The 21,879-nt window shown below is 68.4% G+C and carries 19 protein-coding genes; 14 read left to right on the forward strand and 5 right to left on the reverse strand.

Annotated features, from left to right (window positions below; translation table 11 throughout):
- Window positions 1-26: 26 nt before the first annotated feature.
- Complete coding sequence (locus DXT68_RS01130; protein ID WP_156149232.1) at window positions 27-605, forward strand: hypothetical protein; 579 nt, start codon at window positions 27-29, stop codon at window positions 603-605.
- Entirely contained in the window at window positions 602-1,429 is an 828-nt protein-coding gene (locus tag DXT68_RS01135) for a hypothetical protein (RefSeq protein ID WP_045252773.1), read from the forward strand. Before DXT68_RS01130 ends, DXT68_RS01135 begins: the two co-directional genes overlap by 4 nt.
- A 158-nt stretch (window positions 1,430-1,587) precedes the next feature.
- On the opposite strand, the gene DXT68_RS01140 is transcribed toward DXT68_RS01135, so the two are convergent.
- From DXT68_RS01140 to DXT68_RS01160, 5 genes are all read right to left on the reverse strand, one after another.
- A complete protein-coding gene (locus DXT68_RS01140; protein ID WP_244268127.1) occupies window positions 1,588-2,442 on the reverse strand; it encodes a metallophosphoesterase in 855 nt (284 codons plus the stop codon).
- 75 nt (window positions 2,443-2,517) lie between these two features.
- Window positions 2,518-3,579, reverse strand: a complete 1,062-nt coding sequence (locus DXT68_RS01145; protein WP_082068820.1) for a LacI family DNA-binding transcriptional regulator — start codon at window positions 3,577-3,579, stop codon at window positions 2,518-2,520.
- Entirely contained in the window at window positions 3,576-5,297 is a 1,722-nt protein-coding gene (locus DXT68_RS01150) for an ABC transporter permease (RefSeq protein WP_045253102.1), read from the reverse strand. Before DXT68_RS01150 ends, DXT68_RS01145 begins: the two co-directional genes overlap by 4 nt.
- A gap of 181 nt (window positions 5,298-5,478) precedes the next feature.
- Complete coding sequence (locus DXT68_RS01155; protein ID WP_045253068.1) at window positions 5,479-6,495, reverse strand: ABC transporter ATP-binding protein; 1,017 nt, start codon at window positions 6,493-6,495, stop codon at window positions 5,479-5,481.
- A gap of 42 nt (window positions 6,496-6,537) precedes the next feature.
- Entirely contained in the window at window positions 6,538-7,614 is a 1,077-nt protein-coding gene (locus tag DXT68_RS01160; protein WP_045253069.1) for an extracellular solute-binding protein, read from the reverse strand.
- Between the two features lie 191 nt (window positions 7,615-7,805).
- Here DXT68_RS01160 and DXT68_RS01165 point away from each other — a divergent pair, with 191 nt between their 5' ends.
- The 12 genes from DXT68_RS01165 to DXT68_RS01220 all read left to right on the forward strand — a co-directional run bounded on the left by DXT68_RS01165 (window position 7,806) and on the right by DXT68_RS01220 (window position 21,875).
- Window positions 7,806-8,396 carry a hypothetical protein gene (locus tag DXT68_RS01165; RefSeq protein WP_045253070.1) on the forward strand — a complete coding sequence of 197 codons (591 nt, stop codon included), beginning with the start codon at window positions 7,806-7,808 and terminating at the stop codon, window positions 8,394-8,396.
- A gap of 70 nt (window positions 8,397-8,466) precedes the next feature.
- Window positions 8,467-9,147: a DUF433 domain-containing protein gene (locus DXT68_RS01170; RefSeq protein WP_052677623.1), complete on the forward strand. Its 681-nt coding sequence runs from the start codon at window positions 8,467-8,469 to the stop codon at window positions 9,145-9,147.
- Window positions 9,147-9,563 carry a PIN-like domain-containing protein gene (locus DXT68_RS01175; protein WP_052677624.1) on the forward strand — a complete coding sequence of 139 codons (417 nt, stop codon included), beginning with the start codon at window positions 9,147-9,149 and terminating at the stop codon, window positions 9,561-9,563. The genes DXT68_RS01170 and DXT68_RS01175 overlap by 1 nt, the downstream gene beginning before the upstream one ends.
- Window positions 9,564-9,752: 189 nt before the next feature.
- A complete protein-coding gene (locus DXT68_RS01180; RefSeq protein ID WP_244268130.1) occupies window positions 9,753-11,453 on the forward strand; it encodes an ABC transporter substrate-binding protein in 1,701 nt (566 codons plus the stop codon).
- 2 nt (window positions 11,454-11,455) lie between these two features.
- Window positions 11,456-12,430 carry an ABC transporter permease gene (locus DXT68_RS01185; protein ID WP_045253073.1) on the forward strand — a complete coding sequence of 325 codons (975 nt, stop codon included), beginning with the start codon at window positions 11,456-11,458 and terminating at the stop codon, window positions 12,428-12,430.
- Entirely contained in the window at window positions 12,427-13,425 is a 999-nt protein-coding gene (locus DXT68_RS01190) for an ABC transporter permease (protein WP_045253074.1), read from the forward strand. Before DXT68_RS01185 ends, DXT68_RS01190 begins: the two co-directional genes overlap by 4 nt.
- Entirely contained in the window at window positions 13,422-14,369 is a 948-nt protein-coding gene (locus DXT68_RS01195; RefSeq protein WP_052677625.1) for an ABC transporter ATP-binding protein, read from the forward strand. Before DXT68_RS01190 ends, DXT68_RS01195 begins: the two co-directional genes overlap by 4 nt.
- Complete coding sequence (locus tag DXT68_RS01200) at window positions 14,366-15,271, forward strand: ATP-binding cassette domain-containing protein (protein WP_045253075.1); 906 nt, start codon at window positions 14,366-14,368, stop codon at window positions 15,269-15,271. Before DXT68_RS01195 ends, DXT68_RS01200 begins: the two co-directional genes overlap by 4 nt.
- On the forward strand, window positions 15,268-16,560 hold the full coding sequence (locus DXT68_RS01205; protein WP_045253076.1) for an alpha/beta fold hydrolase: 1,293 nt from the start codon (window positions 15,268-15,270) through the stop codon (window positions 16,558-16,560). Before DXT68_RS01200 ends, DXT68_RS01205 begins: the two co-directional genes overlap by 4 nt.
- Window positions 16,557-17,999 (forward strand): aminopeptidase P family protein, encoded by a 1,443-nt coding sequence (locus DXT68_RS01210; RefSeq protein WP_045253077.1) that lies wholly within the window; start codon window positions 16,557-16,559, stop codon window positions 17,997-17,999. The genes DXT68_RS01205 and DXT68_RS01210 overlap by 4 nt, the downstream gene beginning before the upstream one ends.
- Complete coding sequence (locus DXT68_RS01215; protein ID WP_244918553.1) at window positions 17,969-20,857, forward strand: beta-L-arabinofuranosidase domain-containing protein; 2,889 nt, start codon at window positions 17,969-17,971, stop codon at window positions 20,855-20,857. Before DXT68_RS01210 ends, DXT68_RS01215 begins: the two co-directional genes overlap by 31 nt.
- 109 nt (window positions 20,858-20,966) lie before the next feature.
- On the forward strand, window positions 20,967-21,875 hold the full coding sequence (locus tag DXT68_RS01220) for a dihydrodipicolinate synthase family protein (RefSeq protein WP_045253078.1): 909 nt from the start codon (window positions 20,967-20,969) through the stop codon (window positions 21,873-21,875).
- The last annotated feature ends 4 nt before the right edge of the window (window positions 21,876-21,879 follow it).

Consider the following 21,879-nt stretch of genomic DNA (forward strand, 5'->3'; position numbering starts at 1 on the left):
GTCGCCGGCCACGGCATGCTGGGTACATGGAGAGCTTTGTGCAACTCGGGGACGGTCTCGCGATCGTCGAGGAGGTGGGCCGGTTCCGGCGTGGAGAACGGCGCGGAGAAGACGGACGGATCCGTATCGACGTAGAGTGGCGCGAGATCAGTCCGTGGGCAGTCGAGAACGGCCTGCTGACCATCTTCCCACTCGCGCGTTCCGACGGCTCCGACGACGCGGAGGAGAAGATGACCGCGCTCCATCGATCACTCGAGATGGACTTCGTGCACTACTTCGGCGGCGGCGGATTCCACGCCGAATCACCTCTCGACCCCGACGACGGGTATGGCGCGAGGCTGAGCCGCGACCCGCGGATCACCCTTCCGCGCGCTGTGTGGAGGGTCAGCGACTACGCCTTCACGCTCGTGCGTGCCGCCGATCCGCAGGCCGCGGGCGCGACGACGCTCTCCCTGCATATGTTCCCGGCCGACTGGCGATGGCCAGACCGGACCAACGCGAACACGAAGCGCGCCGCGTCACGACGGCGTCGTATGGCGAAGCAGGTGCAGGAGGTCGAGATCGACTGGACGTGGCCGGTGGGCGCGGACGGGAGCGGTGCATGATCGAACTCCGAGTCGACCGCGACAGCGTCGCCATGGGCGACGACGTCGTCTCGCACGCAGGGACGTTGTCCGTTCCCCATGGCACGATGCTCAGCGCGGCCATCGAGAAGAGCTCGCCCGAGATCAGAGCGGAAGGCTGGTCGTGGGTGGTCGTGGTCGATGGTGAGGTGGCCGCCGTGTGGTCTGTCGATCACGGCGTGCGGATGCTCGTGACTGACCGCGCGCTCGACCACGGGCCCGCCGACATCTACTTCCGGTACTTCGTGCAGATCGATCCGGCATGGCTGTTCGACCGTCTCGCGCAGGGCGCTCCCGCGCACCGCTACGACCTCGAAGCGGAGTACGCACCGATCGCGCGCGAGAAGTACGCCACCGAACTCCGGCGCCGCGAGCGGGAAATCGCGGCGAAGCTGCTGAGCGCCGAGAGCATCGCGGCCATCGAGAGCTACGGCGCCCAGGTCACCCTGCACGTCGACATCGCCTGCACCTTCACGTACCGCGGCGACACCTGGACGGTGCGCCGCGCGGACACCATGCTCCAGGTCTTCGTCGGCCCAGGCGGTCCGCGCGCGTCGATCCGTCCGCACGCGCTCGGCGAAGCATGGCTCGTCGGGATGCTGGGAGCTGCCGCTCGCGCCGCCGCAGGCCGCCCCGAGCTGCCGGACGCGGAAGTGCTCCCCGGCCTGGACCTCACGCAGCGCGGCGGGAGATGGACGTCTCAGGGGGCGACCGTCGTGCAGGTCACCTCCGACCTTGCGGCGCGCGTCGCCGAGCTCGTTTATGGGCGGTCGCTCGCCGAGGTTCGGGCGGTGTTCGAGGGGTGAGGGCGTTGGCGCTGGATCAGCTGGGGCGCGTTTCGTCTCGCTTCGCTCGCTCAACGGACGGGGTGGCGCTTCGCTCGGTTGACGGGCGGGGCTCTGTTGAGGACGGAGCGCGTTTCGTCTCGCTTCGCTCGCTCAACGGGCGGGGGTGAGGGCGGCGCTCAACGGGCGGGGGCGGGGGAGCGCCAGGAGATGCCGCGGTGGGCGATCCGCCGCCCGGCCTCGTCCGCCGCGACCGGCTCGCCGACGTCCGCGCCGACCTCGAGGCCGACGACCGAGTGCACGATCGTTCCGTCGTAGACGTGCACGAGGTTGTAGCCCTGTGCAGCATCCTGCCCTCGGGTGGCACCGACGGGCTGAGCAAGATCCTGGCCGTACGCGCTCGATGAAGCCGCCGCCACCGGGATCCCGGCGAACGTGCCGAATGACGGGTGGTGCACGTGGCCCGAGAGGATCCCGCGCACATCCGAACCACGCAGAACCTCGGCCAACGCGACCTGCTCGCGCAGCTCGACCGTGACCGCGAGGTCGAGCACCGTCGGCAGCGGCGGGTGATGGATCAGCAGCAGCGAACCCTCCGGCGCTGGTCTCGACAGCTCCGCGGCCAGCCACGCCCGCTGCGTCGCATCCACTCGGCCCCAGTGCTCCCCGGGAACCGTCGAATCCAGCACGATGACCCGCATCCCCCCGAACCATCGCACCTCGATCACGGCATCCGACGGCCTGCCCGCAAGCCCCAGCTCCGCCCGCATCGCCGCACGCTCGTCGTGGTTGCCCATGGCCCACACGACCTCGCAGCCCAGCGCCTCTACCGCCGGCTCGACCATCTCCCGCAACCGCCGATACGACGACGCATCGCCCCGATCGGCGAGATCGCCGGTGAACAGCAACGCATCCGGCCGCAACCCCGAAGACACCAACCGGTCCAGCACAGAAGCGAGGTTCGCATCGGCATCCGCCCCGCTGCCGTAGAGCGGCGAGCGTTCACCGGGAAGGTGCGTATCGGAGATGTGCACAAAGGTGTGCGATGGGCGAGAGTGTTCGGTGAGGATCATTTCTCTTCCAGTGAGACGGCGTACAGATACAGAAAGTCAGACGGCCGCGGCCGTCGTGCCGGGCACCAGCGTTCCGACGAACGCCTGCCTGACGGTGGATTCAGAATCGGAGTCGGAATCGGAATCAGCATCGGGACTCAGCAGCCGCTGCATCGTCTCCACGGCCGCAGCGGCAACGGCTTCGACCGGAATGCGCAGCGTGGTCAGCCCCAGCAGGTCGGCACCGGGAAGGATGCCGTCGCACCCCGTGACGCTCACATCGCCGGGCACCGACAGCCCCGCAGCACGCGACGCGCGCATGACCGCGAGCTGGCGATAGTCCGACGCACACATCACGGCCGTGGCGCCATCGCGCACGGCGGCCAGCGCCTCGTCGACCCCCTCGGTCGGGGCGGCGCCCGCAGACAGCAGCGTGACCGACGCCCCGCCGGCGACCAATGTCTCGCGCATCGCCGACGCCCGTAGATGCTCGGCGAACGACACATCAGAAGCGCCCGAGAGCACGACCACGTTCCGGTGCCCGAGCGACAGGACATGAGAAGCCAGCATCGTTCCATGCGAGGGATCGTCGTAGTGCGCGGTATGGATCCCCGTCGCCGTCTCGACCCGACCCGCGCGCACGATCGGCACCTGGTCGGCGAACGGCTCGAGCTGCGCGGCCGTGATGCCACCGGTCGCGACGATGAGCCCCGCCACGCGCATGCCGAGCAGCCGGTGCAGCGCATTGACCTGCTCGGCTCCCTGCTCGTCGGCGCCGATCGTCACGGTCACGAGATCGAGTCCGCGCCGGTGCGCCTCGTCCTGCAGCCGCGAGAACAGCAGCCCATACGCGGGGTTGCTCGCATCGCGCAGCATCAGCCCGACGGTGCCGGTGCGCCCGGCGGCGAGCTCGGCGGCCATCGTGTTGCGCACGTATCCGAGGCGCTCGGCCTCGGCGAGGATCCGCTCCTGCGTCTCGGGAGCGAAGCGCCCCTCGCCCTTCAGCGCCCTGGTCGCGGTCGCCCGGGAGACCCCGGCCGCCGCGGCCACATCACTGACCGTGACGCGCAGCCCCGGCCCGCCAGGCTCCGAAGACAGAGACGACGACGACGAACTCACGCGCGCGCCTTCTTCGTCGCGCGAACCTTGCGGGGCGCTCCTGCGCGCGAACCTCGTCCATACACGAGATACATGGTGACACCCATGATGATCATCAGCAGCACTGTATAGACGAACGTGATCGGCATCGCGTCGAGATTGTTCTCGCCGCGCGTGCTCTCTTGAATCGCCACACCGAGCGGCTTGAACAGCGGGTGGTAGAGGAAGATCGCCGCGTCGTAGTCGTCGAGCAGGCTGTTGAAGTTCAGCGCCGTGATCGCTGCCGCGGTCGGCAGCACCAGCGGGATCAGCACCCGGCGGAACGTCGTCAACGACTTCGCCCCGAGGATGCGCGAGGCGTCTTCGAGCGAGTCGGGCACCGACGCGAACCCGGCCTTGAGCAGGCGCAGCGTGAACGGGATCTTCACGCAGATGTACGCGACGAGCAGCAGGATCGGCGTGCCGGTGAGCACGATGCCGCCCACGATCGCCCGCGGCTCGTCGAAGGCGGTCACGAGGGCGAGCGCGATCAGCACGATCGGCAGGATCCACGGGATGTGCAGCACGTACTCGATCGCGGTGGTCAGCAGGTTGCGGTGCTTCTGCAGCATCCGCGCCACGAACAGCAGACCGCCGACCACGATGAGCGAGGCGAGCGCGCTGTAGACCACGCTGACGATGAACGGACGGATCGCCTCGGCGCTCGAGAACACGGTGATGTAGTTGTCGAGCGTGAAGCTGTCGAGGGTGATGGACCCGGCGAGGATGCTGCGCGCATCGACGAACGAGAAGATCACGATCAGCACGACCGGGATCAGGTAGATCACCCACAGCAGGTACGCGATGACGTGCACCACGCTGTTCGCGAACGGGTTGCGGATCTTCTGCTTCTGGATCGGCGTCGCCACCTTCGCGACCGAGAAGTACACGCCCGACTTCTCGAAGCGGTTCATGATCGCCAGCAGGATGATCGTCGCGATGCCGAGCACGATCGCCAGCAGAGCCGCGATGTCACGCGTGATAGGGCTGCGCGAGAGGTCGATGATCAGCGGCGCGACGGTCTGGAAGTCGGGTCCGCCGAGCACGAGCGGAGCGGTCAGCGCCCCGAGCCCGATGAGGAACGTGAGCACCGTGACCGCGAAGAGCATCGGCTTCATCACCGGCAGCACGATGCGGCGCAGGATCGTCCAGGTCGAGGCGCCCATGAGCTTGGCGGCCTCGATCGACGCGTAGTCGACCTTGCCGAGCGACGAGGAGAGGAACAGCATGTGGTTCGTCGTGGTCGCGAACGTCATCACGAAGACCACGGCGAAGTACCCCGAGAACCAGTCGCGGTCCATGTCGGGCCAGACGTTGACCATCATGTTCGTGAAGAACCCGAACCGGCCGTAGATGAAGTTGTATCCGGCGGCCAGCACGATGCCGCCGTAGATGAGCGTCGTGGCGTAGCCGAGCCAGAGGATCTTCGCGCCGCGCACCTGGAAGTACTTCGTCACCAGCACGATGAACACACCGACCACGTTCACGGTGATCGACAGGGTGATCGCGAGCAGGAAGCTGTTGCCGAGCGTCTTCAGCGCACGCTCGCTGCCGAACAGCTTCTCGACGGCGCGGATGCTGAACTGCCCGTCGGGGAAGAACGTGACCCCGAGCAGGGCGGCGTTCGGCAGTACGAGGAACGCGGCGGCGAACCAGATCACGATGATGCCCGTGATCCACGCGAGCGGGGAGCGCAGCATCGCCGTCACGCTGCCGGGACGTCCGCGCTTGCGGGGCCGCGGTCCCGCCGTCTGACCCTCGACGACCGCGTGGGTCGTCAGGGAGCCGGCATCTCCGGTCACGGCTGCGGAGGGCGGGACCGCGGGGTCTGTGTGGTTGTGAGAGCTCGTGGGGTTCTGGGGCTTCTGCGCATCCGACATGTCACGCCGCCGGGTACTGCAGGATCCAGCGCGGGTCGATGTCGACGCGCACGGCGTCGCCCGGGTTCCACTGGCGGGCGCTCGCCGCGGCGGGCACGCTCACGCGCAGCGGAGCATCTTCGGCGTTGACCGTGTAGACGCTGTGGCTGCCGTGGTACGTGCGGTCGACGATGGTCCCGTCGAGCGACGCGGATGCCGCGGACGCATCGCCCGCTTCGGCGAGGTGCAGCTTCTCGGGCCGCACATAGCTCTCGGCCGTGGCGTCGAGTCCGCCGCCGAGGCTCGTGATCTGCGCGGGGCTGAGGCGGTTGTTCTCGCCGATGAAGCGGCAGACGAACGGCGTCGCGCTGCGGTCGTAGATCTCCTCGGGGGTGCCCACCTGCTGCAGCGTGCCGGCATCCAGCACGGCGATGCGATCGCTGAGGGTGAGCGCCTCCTCCTGGTCGTGCGTGACGTAGACGGTGGTCACGCCGACCTCGTGCTGCAGGTCCTTCAGCTGCTCGCGCAGCTGCACGCGCAGCTTGGCGTCGAGGTTCGACAGCGGCTCGTCGAGCAGCAGGATGCTGGGGGTCAGCGCCAGCGCGCGGGCGATCGCCACGCGCTGCTGCTGCCCGCCCGAGAGCTCCGACACGTTCTTCTCGAGCTGCGAGAGCGCAAGGCCGGTGCGGTCGGCGATCTCGTCGACGCGGCGGCGCTGCTCGGCCTTCGACGTCTTCTGGATCGAGAGGCCGAACGCGATGTTCTCGCGCACGTTCATGCTGGGGAACAGCGCGTAGTTCTGGAACACCATCCCCACGCCGCGCTTCTCGCTCGGCACGCGCGTGACGTCGCGCCCGCCGATCAGGATGCGTCCGCCGGTCGGCTCGACGAACCCGGCGAGGGAGCGCAGGGCCGTGGTCTTGCCGCATCCGGACGGACCCAGGAGGGTGAAGAACTCACCCTCCTGGATCTCCAGATCGAGGTGCGAGACCGCACGGTGATCGCCGAATGCGACCTCGACATCTTCGAAACGGATCATGTGTGTTTTCCGGTCGTGTTCGTGATTCTCGGAGGCTGTCGCTCAGCCGATGTACTCGAGCGTGACCTTCTCGACCCACGCGCCGAGGTTCTCGCTCACGAAGCCGAAGTCGATGTCCTGACGGTCGAGGGTGCCCATGAGCTCGACGACCTCGGGGTTGGCCTTGTCGACCGCGCCCTCGTTGACGGGCATCGAGTTGAACTCGGTGGCGAACTCGCCCTGCACCTCGGCGCTGCCGAACCAGTCGATGAACTCCTGAGCCTTCTCCTCGTTGCCGGATCCGTTGATCTGCGCGATCTGCTCGGTGACGTACGGCACGCCGTAGTCGGGAACGATCATGCCGGTCTTCGTGCCGTACTCCTCGTCGCGGGCTGCGATGCCGCTCGACGGGATCACGCCGTAGTCGATCTCGTCACGCGTGATGCGGGCGTAGAGGTCGGTGCCCTCGACCGCGGGCGAGCCGTTCTCGTAGTACGACTTCACCAGATCCCAGCCCTCGTCGCTGACGCCGAGGTCGCCGTCTTCGTCGAGGTGACGCGAAAGGATGCTGGCGAGCACGAGCTGCGGGGTCGCCTGGCCGAGTGCCGGGTTGACCTCGTAGCGGCCCGCGTACTTCTCGTCGGTCCAGAGGTCCTCCTCGTCGGAGGGGGCGTCGGTGATCTTGTTCTCGTCGTAGACGGTGACGATGGCCTGCTCGACGAGGGGCCAGAAGACGCCGTCGGCCGGGTCGCCCGCGTCGGCGGGGACCTCACCGCTCCACTTCGGCTCGTAGGCGGTGATCGCCTCTTCGGACTTGAGCTGCTCGAAGAACATGTTGTTCAGACCGAACACGACATCGCCGACGGGGTTGTTCTTCTCGGCGATGATGCGGTTGGTGAGGTCGGCGCCGCCGAGGCCCACGATCTCGATGTCGATGCCGGCATCCGCGGCCTTCTCGGTGATCCACTCGCCGCGGCCGTCGCTGTTGGAGTTCGTGTAGACGATGAGCGTCGCATCCGATCCGCCATCGCCCGAGCCGCCTTCGGCGTCGGTGCTGCCGCCCGCGCATCCGGTCAGGGTCACGGCCGCCACCGCAGCGATTCCCAGCAGAGACCAGCGCTTCTTTCGGATGTCGACCATGGTCGCCCTTTCTCGTCATCGAGGTATGTCTGGAACGACTTTACCCCGGCATTGTGCGGTTCTTACAACAGTTCGGCTTTTTCTTAGCCGCGTTCGCGCGACCGCACTCAAGATAGGTCGTCAAAGTGAACAGACGAGCGCGTGAAGGTGAACAGTTCCGGGCCGCACCTGCCGCGTGCGTGGGTGGAGGTATGCCGGAGTACTGCGTCTCGCGACAGCGCGTCCGCTACGTCGACGGGCTCACGGGTGGATACCGTCGTCCCGTGCAACTCGGATCTCTCGCAGATGTCATCACCGCCCTCACCGCAATCGGTGCGCTCGTCGCAGCGATCCTCGGCGCCAAGCACGCGGGGCGGCTGTTCGCCGTCGAAGCGAAGCGCGACGAGAGCTCTGCCGCTCGAGAGAGGCAGACCCAGGCCAGCCAGGTCTTCGCGTGGGTTGCCTCGCGCATCGTCGACGACGAGGCGAAGGCATACGGCGCCGTCGTCGTGAACTCCTCGCAGCAGGCGATCTACGACGTCACGGTGAGAGTGACCGGTGCGAGCGGGGCCGAGCGCCGTCCGATCGAGCTGACGATCCTACCTCCGGGGGCGTACTACCTCGAAGAGAGTTCCGAGGCGTACGCCTGGGAGTTCGCGTCGAGACTCCGCTCGTTCGACGAAGAGATCCGGCCTGTGACGAAGTCGAAGAAGCGCACCATCGCCGGCATGCGGTTCCGTGACAGCTCGAACCTCACCTGGATGCGCGACGGGACCGGCACTCTGTCGGCGTCAGCGAGGTGAGCGTGCGGAGAACAGTGCGTATTCTCGCGCAATCCGCGACCCGGAGCACGGGACTGTCATGATTGACGCCATGACCACTTCGATGCTCGACAGGGCGATCTATTCCTACTCGGATGTCGATCGTCTCGTCGGTCTGCACGGGGGGACCGCTCGACGCTGGCTCGACGGGTACACCAGGGCGGGGAAGTTCTACGAGCCGATCCTTCGTGAAGCCTCGACAGGAGCCGAGGTCGTCACCTGGGGCGAGATGGTCGAAGCCCGACTCCTCGCCGAGTTCCGAAGCCGCGACGTCACTGTTCAGAAACTGCGTCCCGCGATCGAACAGCTTCGAGAGCGGTTCGGCCGTTACCCACTCGCGCTCGCGCAGCCGTTCCTCGAAGTCGAAGGGCGAGAGCTCGTGCAGATCGTTCAGGAACAGGTCGGGCTGGACCGATCCCTCCAACTCGTCGTCGTGCGCAACGGGCAGAGCATGCTCACCGCAGCGACCGAACGATTCAGCGACGCTGTGCAGTACGTGGACGGCGCCGCAGGCAGCATCCGACCCGACCCGCGCACTCCGTTCGTGGTCATGGATCCGGCGCGTACCTTCGGCCAGCCTGCGGTGCGCAACGTGCGCACGGAGATCCTCGCCGGAGATTACAAGGCAGGCAGCTCGCGCGACGAGCTCGCCGACCTCTACGACCTGACTCTCGACCAGGTCGACGAAGCATTGCGCTTCGAACTCATCGTCGGCAGCGACCGAGCAGCCTGATGACTCCGTTCTCGCCGGTGTATTTCGCGGACGAGAACACGCTGGGTTTGGCGAAGGTGCTTCGGCGTTCCGGGCGCAAGGACTTTCTGTCTCCCGGGCATCCGGATCTGCCTGAAGTGCCGCTCGGTTCTCTCGATCTCGAGTGGATGCCGATCGTCGGTGCCCTGGGATTCATCGTCGTGACACGTGACAGACGCATCCGCACTCGGCCCGCCGAGTTGGCGGCCTACCGCGAGCATGGAATCCGTTCTGTGTGGATAGGCGCCAAGCAAGACATGCGACCGGACGAGCAGGCTGCTCTGTTCCTGCGGCATGAAGAGCGGATCGTCCGGGAGATCATCAAACGAGGAGCCGGGCCGTGGGCGCTTTCACTGAACGTGACAGGGCCACGCCCGATGCGCCTCGGTGAGGCTTGATCTACCCCAGGTCAGAGGCGAAACTCAGTCACAGATCCGCATCTCCCCACGTGACGATCCTGTTACAAGATCGCCACTCCCTGCGATCCTCGGCTAGAAAAGTCTGACCAGTACAGTTGTACATTGCACTGTCATGGGGTTCTATAGAAACCATTCGCAATGGCGCTAACGACAGAAAGGTCTGGTCCTGTGACCACATCGAAGAGGCTTCCCGCATTCATCGCCGCGGCCGCCGCATCCGCTCTGCTCATCACCGGCTGCTCTGCCGGGGGAGGCGACTCCGATCCTTCTCAGGCCGGCACGGGTGGCACCCCCGAGAAGGGCGGCACGGTGCACATGCTCCAGAACGCCGACTTCTCGTACCTCGACCCGTCCCGTGGTTTCGACGGCGGCGTCAATGCGTTCTACCGCCTCATCTACCGCGGCCTCACCATGCAGGCCGCCGGTGACGCCGACGACCCGAACAAGATCGTGCCCGACCTCGCCGAGAAGCTCGGCGAGGCGTCGGACGACGGCCTGACCTGGACGTACACGCTCAAGGACGACATCTTCTTCGACGACGGCACCCCCATCACGTCCGAGACGATGAAGTTCGGCATCTCACGTTCGTGGGACCCCCAGGTCGGCATCGGCTCGCCCTACCTGCGTCAGGTCATCGACGCCCCCGAGGGATACCAGGGCCCGTACATCACGGGCGACCTGCCCACGATCGAGACGCCCGACGACAAGACCATCGTCTTCCACCTGAAGAAGCCGTTCCCCGAGTTCGACAACGTGCTCGCGCAGCCCAACGCCGTCCCCTTCCCCGAGGGCACCGGCGCCGGCGACGAGTTCATCAAGGACGTCATCGCCTCGGGCCCGTACACGCTCGCCGAGTACACCCCCGGCAGCTCGATCGTGCTCGAGCGCAACGAGTACTGGGACGACAAGACGGATGATGTGCGCAAGGCCTACCCCGACTCCTGGGAGTTCGAGATCGGCATCGACCCCGCCACGATCGACGAGCGCATGATCGCCGGTCAGAGCGACGATCAGAACGCGATCGCCGGCACGGTCAGCGCGGCGAGCCTGCCTCGTCTGCAGACGCCGCAGCTGAAGGACCGCGCGATCACCGCCGACGCCTTCTGCACCACTTACATGTCGATGAACACCACCAAGGCGCCGTTCGACAACGCCGACGTGCGCACCGCGATCAACTGGGCGATCGACCGCTCGGCACTCGTCAACGCCTCGGGCGGCACGCAGCTCGCCGACCCGGCGTACACGATCATCCCGCCCGTGGTCTCGAGCTTCAAGGACTTCAACCTCTGGAAGAGCGACGGCGACAAGGGCGACACCGAGAAGGCGCAGGAGCTGCTCGACAAGGCGGGGCTCTCGGACGGATTCGAGTTCACCCTCGACATCCGCTCGCAGCCGCTCATGCAGGGTCAGGCCGAGGCGATCCAGCAGGCTCTCGAGCCGCTCGGCATCACGGTGAACCTCAACGTCATCGACACCTCGATCTACTACGAGACGATCGGCACCCCCTCGCAGCAGAACGACGCCGCGATCACCGGATGGTGCCCGGACTGGGCCTCGAGCGCCAGCACGATCATCCCGCCGCTGTTCGACGGACGGAACATCTTCGAGAAGGGCAACTCCAACCTCGCCCAGATCAACGACCCGGCCATCAACGACCGCATCGACGAGATCACCGCGATGACCGACGTCGACGAGGCGAAGACCGCCTGGGGCGACCTCGACGAGCAGATCATGGGGCTCTCGCCCGTGGCGCCGCTCGTGTTCAGCAAGGGCATCTTCCTTCCCGGTGAGAACATCGCCGGCTACTACCCGAGCACCAGCCTGACGGACCTGACGATCATCGGTCTCAAGGACCCCTCGAAGGGCTGAGCATGACCTTCAGCTCGACATCGCTCGAGTCCGAAGCCACGCCGGCGGGTGACTCCAGTCTCGACACGACACTGGAGTCACCCCCGGCCTCTGGCCGGCGGCTGCTCCGCGCGTTCCTGACCGACTGGGGAGCCATGCTCTCCAGCGCCTACATCCTGCTCATCATCCTGATGGCGATCTTCGCGCCGCTGCTGACGATGCTGAGCGGATGGGGGCCGTACAAGTTCGACCAGTCGGCCATCGACCCCAACCTCGGGGCGATCCCGATCGGACCCTTCGGCGGCATCAGCGCCGAGCACTGGTTCGGCGTCGAGCCCGGCAGCGGCCGCGACATCTTCGCCCGTATCGCCTACGGCGCCCGCGTCTCGATGACCGTCGCCCTCTCGGCGACGCTGCTCACCACGGTGATCGGCGTCGTGATGGGCCTGCTGGCCGGCTACTTCGGCGGGCTCATCGACCTCGTCATCTCGCGCGTCATGGAGTTCCTGATGGCGTTCCCCGCCCTCATCTTCATGATCGCGATCCTCTCGGCGCTCCCCGCCGACAACCGCGTCTTCCTCCTCGTGGTCGTCATCTCGCTGTTCGGATGGCCGTATCTCGCCCGCATCGTGCGGTCGCAGACCCTCTCGCTCAAGGAGCGCGAGTTCGTCGAGGCCGCCAAGGCGTCGGGTGCGACCAGCGTGCGGATCATCTTCCGCGAGATCCTGCCCAACCTGCAGTCCACCATCATCGTGATGGCCACCCTCGCGGTCCCCGGCTACATCGGCACCGAGGCGGGGCTGTCGTTCCTCGGCGTCGGGGTGGTCCCCCCGACGCCGAGCTGGGGCCAGATGATCGCCGCCGCGACCCCGTGGTACGCCGTCGACCCGATGTACTTCGTGATCCCCGGGGCGTTCCTCTTCCTCCTGGTGCTCTCGTTCACGACGCTGGGCGACCGCATCCGCACCATCGCCACCAGTGGGGAGGCCCGCTCATGATCCGCATCGTCGGCTCCCGCCTGCTCGGCATGATCATCGTGCTGTTCCTGGTGACCCTGTTCACCTACGCGATCTTCTTCCTGCTCTCGGCCGACCCCGCCGTGCAGATCTGCGGCAAGAACTGCACCCCCGAGCGCATCGATCAGATCCGCGTGAACCTCGGACTCGACCAGCCGTTCTGGACCCAGTTCTGGGGCTACGTCGGCGGTCTGTTCACCGGCCGCACCTTCGAGGTGGCCGGTGCCGCCGTCGAGTGCGCGGCGCCGTGCCTGGGCTACTCGTTCCAGACCAGCCAGCTCGTCGGCGACATGATCGTGCAGCGACTGCCCATCACCGCGACGATCGCGATCGGCGCGGCGGTGCTCTGGCTGCTCGGCGGTGTGGTCGCCGGTGTGCTCAGCGCGGTGAAGGAGGGCAAGTTCCTCGACCGCTTCTTCGCCGGTCTCACGCTCGGCTCGATGTCGATCCCGAACTATGTGCTCGCCCTCGCCCTGCAGTTCATCTTCGTGGTGGCGCTCGGCTGGCTGCCGTTCCCGCAGGCCGTGGCGTTCGCGGATGATCCGGGCCAGTGGTTCCTCAACTTCATCCTCCCGTGGATCGTGCTCGCCGTCGGCTACGCGGCGGTCTACACGCGCCTCACGCGGGCCAACGTGATCGACACCCTGCAGGAGAACTTCGTGCGCACCGCGCGGGCGAAGGGTCTGCAGCCGGGACTCGTCTGGCGTCGCCACGCGCTGCGCCCGGCACTGACCCCGATCGTCACGATCTTCGGGATGGATGTCGCGGGCCTGCTCGGCGGCGCCGTGATCACCGAGACCGTGTTCGGCCTCAACGGTGTCGGCAAGCTCACCGCCGACTCGATCACCGCCAACGACCAGCCGGTCATCATGGCCGTCACCCTGCTGTCGGCGTTCTTCGTGATCATCGGCAACATGGTCGTCGACCTGCTGTACACCGCCATCGATCCGCGCGTCAGAACGGGGGCATCCGCATGAGCGGCACCGAGAACACCTCGCCCGAGAGCGGCTCCGCACCCGAGAGCGGCTCCGCACCCGAGAGCGGCAGGGGCAGCGGCCCGCTGCTGTCGGTGCGCGACCTCACCGTCTCGTTCCGCACCGCGCAGGGCCCTGTGAACGTCGTGAAGAACCTCGAGTTCGACGTGCCGCGGGGCGGTGCGCTCGGCATCGTCGGCGAATCGGGATCGGGCAAGTCGATGACGAGCCTCGCGATCATGGGCCTGCTGCCCAAGGGCGGCACGGCCACCGGGTCGGTGCGCTTCGACGGCGCCGAGCTGCTCGGCATGTCCGAACGGGAGAAGCGCCGGATCCGCGGCGATCGGATCGCGATGATCTTCCAGGATCCGCTGTCATCGCTGAACCCGTACTACCGGGTCGGCACGCAGATCGCCGAGGCCTACCTCTCGCACCGCAGCGGCGTCTCGCGGCGGCAGGCGCGGGCGGTCGCGATCGAGGCGATGGAACGCGTGCACATCCGCGACGCCGCCCGCCGCGTCGACCACTACCCGCACCAGTTCTCGGGCGGCATGCGCCAGCGCATCATGATCGCGATGGCGCTGAGCATGGAACCCGACCTGATCATCGCCGACGAGCCGACCACCGCGCTGGATGTGACGGTGCAGGCGCAGATCCTGGATCTGCTCGACGAGATCCGCGGCGAGACCGGGGCAGGACTCATCCTGATCACCCACGACCTCGCCGTGGTGAGCGAGGTCACCGACCAGATCGTCGTGATGCGCGCGGGCGAGACCGTCGAACGCGGGGCGGTCGAGCAGGTCTTCAGCGACCCGCAGGCCGACTACACGCGACGGCTGCTCGATGCGGTGCCGCGCATCGACGACGAGATCGGGGTGCTGCGCACCACCGAGATCACGCTGCCCCACGACAGCGCGGTGCCGGGCACCGGGAGGAGCACACGATGACCACCGAGACGCCGCTGTTCCGCGGCACCGATCTGGTGAAGGAGTTCGCGACCGGATCCGCCGGCCCCCTGGGCAGGGCGAAGACGTTCCGCGCGGTCGACGAGGTCTCGCTCGAGGTGCACCGCGGCGAGACGCTCGCCGTGGTCGGCGAGTCGGGCTCGGGCAAGTCGACGACCGCGCGACTCGTCGCCCGTCTGATGGACGCCACCAGCGGAAAGCTCGAGTTCGAGGGCGCCGACGTGACCCGCGCCAAGGGCGGCGAGCTGCGGGAGTTCCGCGGTGCCGTGCAGGTGATCTTCCAGGATCCGTACTCGTCGCTGAACCCCAAGCACACGGTCGAACGCCTGGTGACGGCCCCGCTCGTCTATCAGGGGCGCAAGATCCCCGGCGGCGCGCGCGCCTTCACCCGCGAGCTGATGGAGCGCGTCGGCCTCGACCCGATGCACTCCGAGCGCTACGCCGCGCAGTTCTCAGGCGGCCAGGCGCAGCGCATCGGCATCGCCAGGGCCCTGGCCGTGCGGCCGAAACTCGTCATCTGCGACGAGGCGGTGTCGGCGCTCGACGTATCGGTGCAGGCGCAGGTCATCAACCTGCTGCGCGACCTGCAGTCGGATGAGGGCTTCGGCTACCTCTTCATCGCGCACGACCTGGCCGTGGTGCGCCAGATCGCCACCCGGGTGGCCGTGATGTCGCAGGGCGCGATCGTAGAGACGGGCATGCGCGACGCGATCTTCGAGCGTCCGGAGCACGAGTACACCAAGACGCTGCTGAAGGCCGTGCCGCGCATCAACCCCGAGTGGGATGCGCGGCGCCGCACGGCCGAGGCCGCGCGTGCGGGCCGCGCGACGGAGGCGGCGCCGGATGCCGTGCCCGCCACGCCCGACACGGAGGACCCCCGATGACCCGAACCCCGACGACGCAGTACATGCTGCCCGGCATCTGCGTCCGCGAGTACCGCACGACGGTGCCGCTCGACTGGAATGCCCCCGACGGCGAGACCATCGAGCTGTTCGTGCGCGAGCTCGTCGACCCCGAGGCCGACACCGCCGATCGTCCGCTGCTCACCTATCTGCAGGGCGGACCCGGCGGCGCCAACCCCCGGCCGCTCGGTCGTGACGGCTGGATCGACGAGGCGCTGCGCGATTACCGCGTGGTGCTCGTCGACCAGCGGGGCACGGGACTCAGCACGCCGCTGGATGCCGCGATCGTCGCCGAGCGCGGCGATGCGGGCGGCGCGTACCTGGCCTGCTTCCGTGCGGATTCGATCGTGCGCGACCTCGAGCACGTGCGCACCGACCTCTACGACGGCCGCCGCTGGGCGACTCTCGCGCAGAGCTTCGGCGGCTGGATCACCATGACCTACCTGTCGTTCGCCCCCGAGGGGCTGACGGCGAGCTACGTGTGCGGCGGAGTGCCCGGCATGCCGCCGCGGGCGAGCGAGGTCTACCGCCGCACGTTCGAGCGGGTCGAGACCAAGACGGCCGAGTTCTACCGCCGTTTTCCCGACGACGAGGCCGCCGTCGCGCGGATCGCCGACCGGCTGGCGGAGGGCGACGTGCGCCTGCCCGACGGCGACCTGCTGACGGTGCGTCGTTTTCAGTCCCTGGGCATCGACTTCGGCATGAAGCCGGGGTTCGAGCGTCTGCACTGGCTGGTCGAGAAGGCCTTCGTGCGCCCAGGGCAGCTGTCGACGGCGTTCCTGCAGGACGTGATGACGCTGTCGTCGAGCGCCGGCAACCCCCTGTTCTGGACCCTGCAGGAATCGATCTACGGCGATGAGCAGAGCGGAGCGACCGCGTGGGCGGCGCAGGCCGAGCGCGAGCGGCGCCCGCAGTTCGACGAGACGCGCCGGCCGCTGCTGTTCACCGGCGAGATGGCATTCCCCTGGATGTTCGACGAGGTGCGACTGCTGCGCGGCTTCCGCGCCGCGGTCGACCGGCTCGCCGAGAAGACCGACTGGTCGCCCCTCTACGACCGTGCCGCTCTGCAGAGCAACGAGGTGCCGGTGGCCGCGGTCGTCTACTTCGACGACATGTACGTCGACGCGGGTCTGCAGCTCGAGACGCTGAAGGGCGTCGGCGCCTCGCAGTACTGGGTGACGAACGAATACGAACACGACGGGATCGGATCGGGCCGCACGTTGACGCGCCTGAGAGAACTCGTCAGAGACCGCGGAGGAGAGCGCGCATGACCGACACGACCACCGGAGCACGCCCGCCGTATGCGGGAACCCGCTACCCGCGGCTGGCGCAGATCCCCGCCTTCCGCGAGTTCATCGCGCAGGGGTGGGACGACGTCCCGACGCGTCCCGACCTGCCGCAGGGCAGCGCGCAGGCCGCGGCCGCTCATCGCGCACGGCTGAGCGCCGCGATGCCGGACGCGACCCTCGTGCTGAGCTCGGGAATCGCCCCGGTGCGCAACGACGACTCCTCCTACGGATTCCGTGCCGACAGCAGCTTCGTCTGGGCGACCGGATGTCAGACCGAAGAGGCCACCCTCGTGATGTGGGCGCGCCCCGGCGGTCACGATGCCGTGCTCTACATGCCCGCACCCTTCCGCCCCGGCGACGACGGGTTCTACAGCGATGCGCTGCACGGCGAGCTCTGGGTCGGCCCGTCGGCCGGGCTCGCGGAATGGGCGGACGAGCTGCAGGTGACGGTCGAGCCCCTCGAGGCGCTGCCCGCCCGCGCCGCGGATCTGCGCGGTGCGCTCGCCGCCCGCTCGGCCGGGGCTCTGGCCGCCGCGCACGACCTCGAGGTCTCGGCCGATCTCGAGCGCACGCTCTCGCGCCTGCGCATGGTGAAGGACGACTGGGAGATCGGTCAGCTGCGGCTGGCGATCGACGCGACGGTCTCGGGCTTCGCCGCGGTGGTCGCCGAGATCCCGCGCGCGATCTCGGACGGTCTCGGCGAGCGCTGGCTGCAGGGCACCTTCGACCGGCACGCCCGCACGCACGGCAACGGTCCCGGATACTCGACGATCGTCGGCTCGGGCGCGCACGCGCCGATCCTGCACTGGGTGCGCTGCGACGGACCGATCCATCCCGACCAGGCGCTGCTGCTCGACATGGGTGTCGAGGCCCGCTCGCTCTACACCGCCGACGTCACGCGCACGGTGCCGGCCCAGGGGTCGTTCAGCGCGGCGCAGCGCGAGGTGCACGACCTCGTCGAGAAGGCGCATCGCGCGGGTCTCGCGCAGATCCGACCGGGCACCGCCTACCTCGACTTCCACTTCGCCTCGATGCAGGTCGTCGCGCAGGGGCTGCACGACTGGGGTCTGCTGCCGGTCTCTGTCGACGAGGCACTGTCGCCGCAGGGCCAGCAGCACCGTCGCTACCTCGCGTGCGGCATCGGCCACCACCTCGGGCTCGATGTGCACGACTGCAGCCAGGCGCACTACGAGGACTACATGGGCGCCGACCTCGAGCCGGGCGTCGTGATGACGGTCGAGCCCGGTCTGTACTTCCACGCGCACGACCTGACGCTGCCGCCCGAGCTGCGTGGCATCGGCGTGCGCCTCGAAGACGACATCCTGGTGACCCCCAGCGGATCCGACGTGCTCTCCGACGCCCTTCCCATCGATGCCGCGGGCATCGAGGAGTGGACGCGGCGCCAGTGGGCGTCGCGATGATCCGGGGCAACGCGATGGCCTGGGGTGCGGCGACCGACCGCGTCGAAGGGCGGGCCGACCGTGCCGGGGCCGCGACGGGTTCGTCCGGCATCCTCTCGTCCGCACGGCTGCGGCCCTTTCCCCTCGATCGCGTGCGCCTCGGCGACGACAGCGTCTTCGCGCGAGCCCGCGACCAGATGCTGCACCTGGCGCGCGTGTATCCGGTGGATCGTCTGCTGGCCGTCTTCCGCGCGAACGCCGGTCTCGACACCCGGGGTGCCCTGGCTCCCGGCAACTGGGAGGACTTCGGCCACCCGCGCGAGCAGGCGTGGGGCGAGCACGACTACCCCGGGCGGGAGAGCGCGCAGACCGCGAACCTGCTGCGCGGGCACTACGCCGGTCACTTCCTGTCGATGCTCTCGCTCGCCTACGCGGGGGAGCGCGACGAGACGCTGCGCGCCAAGGTCGACGAGTTCGTCGCAGGGCTCGGCGAGGTGCAGCGCGCCCTCGCCGCCACCGGCCGGTTCTCGCACCCCGGCTTTCTCGCCGCCTACGGCGAATGGCAGTTCTCGCGACTCGAGGACTACGCGCCGTACGGCGAGATCTGGGCGCCGTACTACACGACGCACAAGATCATGGCGGGCCTGCTCGACGCCTACGAGCTGACCGGCAGCATCGAGGCGCGCGACATCGCCGTCTCGATGGGCCACTGGGTGGCGCACCGCCTGACCCGACTCGACCACGACCGGATCCAGCGCATGTGGTCGCTGTACATCGCCGGAGAGTACGGCGGCATGAACGAGACGATGGCGCGGTTGAGCGTCGTCGCCGACGAGCCGCTCTTCCTCGAGGTCGCGCGGCTGTTCGACCAGGACGACCTGCTCGCGGCCGGCGCCGACCGCCGCGACGTGCTCACCGACATGCACGCGAACCAGCACCTGCCGCAGCTGCTGGGATACCTGCACGAATACGACCTCACCGGCGAGCGCCGCTACCTCGACGCCGTGCTCGGCCTCTGGGATCAGATCGTGCCCGGTCGCACGTTCGCGCACGGCGGCACCGGCGAGAGCGAGCTGTGGGGTGCACCCGACACCGTCGCGGGCGACATCGGGCATCGCAATGCCGAGACCTGCGCCACCTACAACCTGCTGAAGATCGCGCGGCAGCTGTTCGCCCTCACCCGCGACGCACGGTTCCTGGCCTACTACGAGCGCGGGATGCTGAATCACATCCTTGCCTCCCGCCGCGACGTCGACTCCGACACGAGCCCCGAGGTCGCGTACATGTTCCCGGTGAATCCCGGGGCGGTCGCCGAGTTCGACAACATCGGCACCTGCTGCGGAGGAACCGGGCTCGAGAACCACGTGAAGTATCAGGACACCGTCTTCTTCACCGCGGCGGAGACGGATGCCGGTGCCGACGACGAGCTCTGGGTCGAGCTCTTCGTGTCGGCCGCGCTCGACTGGCGCGAGCAGCACGTGACGGTGCGGATGCTGACGACGCAGCCCTTCGGCGGCACGACCGAGCTGCGCATCGTCGGCGACGACCAGTTCGTCGACGGCACACCCCTGACCCTGCGCATCCGTGTGCCCGAGTGGGCGATCGGCATCCCGACCCTCAGGGTCGGCGACGAGAAGATCTCGGCTCCGGTCGAAGACGGGCACCTGGTCGTGCGCCGCCGCTGGACGTCCGGCGATGTGCTGCGCGTCGAGACGCGCGCATCGTTGCGGGCCGTGCCGACACCCGATGACGCGGTGCTGCAGTCGATCGAGTTCGGCCCGTCGGTGCTGGTCGCGCGGTCGGATGCGACCACCACCCTCGACCTTCCGCTCACGCAGCGACGGCGCCTCGACGGGTCGCTGCGTGCCGACGACGCCGAATCCGCCGCCGATGTCGAGGCCGCGCTGCGCGCCGACGGTGCGGTGCGCATCGCCGGGGTGCGCTTCGAGCCCGTCTGGACCGGCAGCGACGACCGGTACCACATGTATGTGCGGGCGTCGGGGGCCGACATCGCGTTCGTCGGGGCCGCGACCGACGTGCCGGTGCGCCTGCGGCAGGACGGTTCGTCGCTGCTCGACGACGTCTGGCGCGAGCCGGCGCCGCGGACCCGCGCCGCGTTCCTCGACCGGGTCGGCGAGACCGCGAGCGCCGCGCGTCGTGACGGACTCCTCGCGCAGACCGAGCTGATCCGGGTGCTCGAGGCCGCCGCGGCCGCCGATGTCGACGGTCTCGGCGGGCACCCCCGCGGCGCGGTGCGCGACACCGACGCCGCCGGGGTGACGTGGCTTGAGAGCGCCGACGCCGACGGCATCCCCGTGGTCGAGTGGAGCATTCCGCGCGCGCTCGCCGAGGCTTCTCTCGCGCCGTCGCTCGCGATCGCGACCGACATCATCCCGGCGCCGTCGGGCTGGTTCACCGAGCTGCCGACGGTCACCGTCGTGGCCGACGATCTCGCCGGATCCGGCGGCCTGCAGGTCGAGGTGTCGCTGGCCGACGGGGCATGGAGTCCCTACACCGGCCCCTTCCCGCTGCCGGGCGACGGCGTGCATCAGGTCAGGGCACGCGCGACGGATGCTGCGGGTGCGACGGGACATGCGGCTCGCGACTTCGCGGTCGACACCGGCGCCCCCGTCTCTCGCGCGACCGTGCGCCGTCTCGGGTCCAGCGTCGAGATCACCCTCACGGCGACCGACGACGTGTCGGGTGTCGAGCGCATCCAGTGGGAGGGGCCGGGCACCTTCTGGGCGACGTTCCAGGAGGCGTTCGTGCGTGCGCTCAGCGACGAGGAGCAGGTCGTCGAGTTCGCGGCGACCGACCGCGCGGGCAACGAAGAGCGCCGTCAGACGCTGATTCTGCCGGCGAGGGGCGACGGATCGTGACCGATCGGACCGTTTCGTGGACAGGACAGTTCCGGCCCACTAACATTGCAATTGTACTAATCCATCACTCTGGTGCCGAGGGGCGCCGACAGCACAGGAGTTCTGACTCATGACCGAAAAGAAGCCGTGGCACGGTGTCAACCTCGCGACCACGCTGCCGATCAATCCGGACTTCTCCGTCAACTACGACGCCTACGCCGAGCACATCCGCTTCACCACCGACAACGGCGTGACGGGGATCATCCCGAACGGCTCGCTCGGTGAGTACCAGACCCTCACGGAGGAGGAGCGCAAGCGCGTCTACCTCACCGCCGTCGAGGCGTCGCCCGAGGGCGTGGCCGTGATCCCCGGTGTCGGCGCATACGGAGCGATGGAGAGCGTGCGCTTCACCGAGCACGCCGCCGAGCACGGCGCACCCGCCGTCATGCTGCTGCCCCCGAACGCCTACCGCGCGAGCGACGACGAGGTCGTCGACCACTACCGTCGCGTCGCGGCCGTGGGCCTGCCGATCCTCGCGTACAACAACCCCATCGACACGAAGATCGACCTGCGCCCCGAGCTGCTCGCGCGCCTGTTCGACGAGGGACTCATCGTCTCGGTCAAGGAATTCTCGGGCGACGTGCGCAACGCGTACGCGATCCGCGAGCTCGCGCCGGGCCTCGACATCTCGATCGGATCCGACGACGTCGTGCTCGAGCTCGGCATCAACGGCGCGGTCGGCTGGGTCGCCGGCTACCCGAACGCGATCCCGGCATCCACCGTCGAGCTCTACAACCTGTCGACCTCGGGCGACCCGGCCAGCTGGGCCAAGGCGCACGAGATGTACCGCGATCTGCACCCGCTGCTGCGCTGGGACTCGAAGACCTGGTTCGTGCAGGCGATCAAGCTGTCGCAGGAGGTCGCCGGGGTCGCACCGGCCGGCATCACGACCCGCCCGCCCCGTCTGCCGCTGCCGGACGACGTCCGCACGCGTATCATCGCCGACACCGAGGCCGTTCTGGCCAAGGGCTACCGCTGATCCG

It is taken from the genome of Microbacterium foliorum, from assembly GCF_003367705.1.
Classification (GTDB): domain Bacteria; phylum Actinomycetota; class Actinomycetes; order Actinomycetales; family Microbacteriaceae; genus Microbacterium; species Microbacterium foliorum.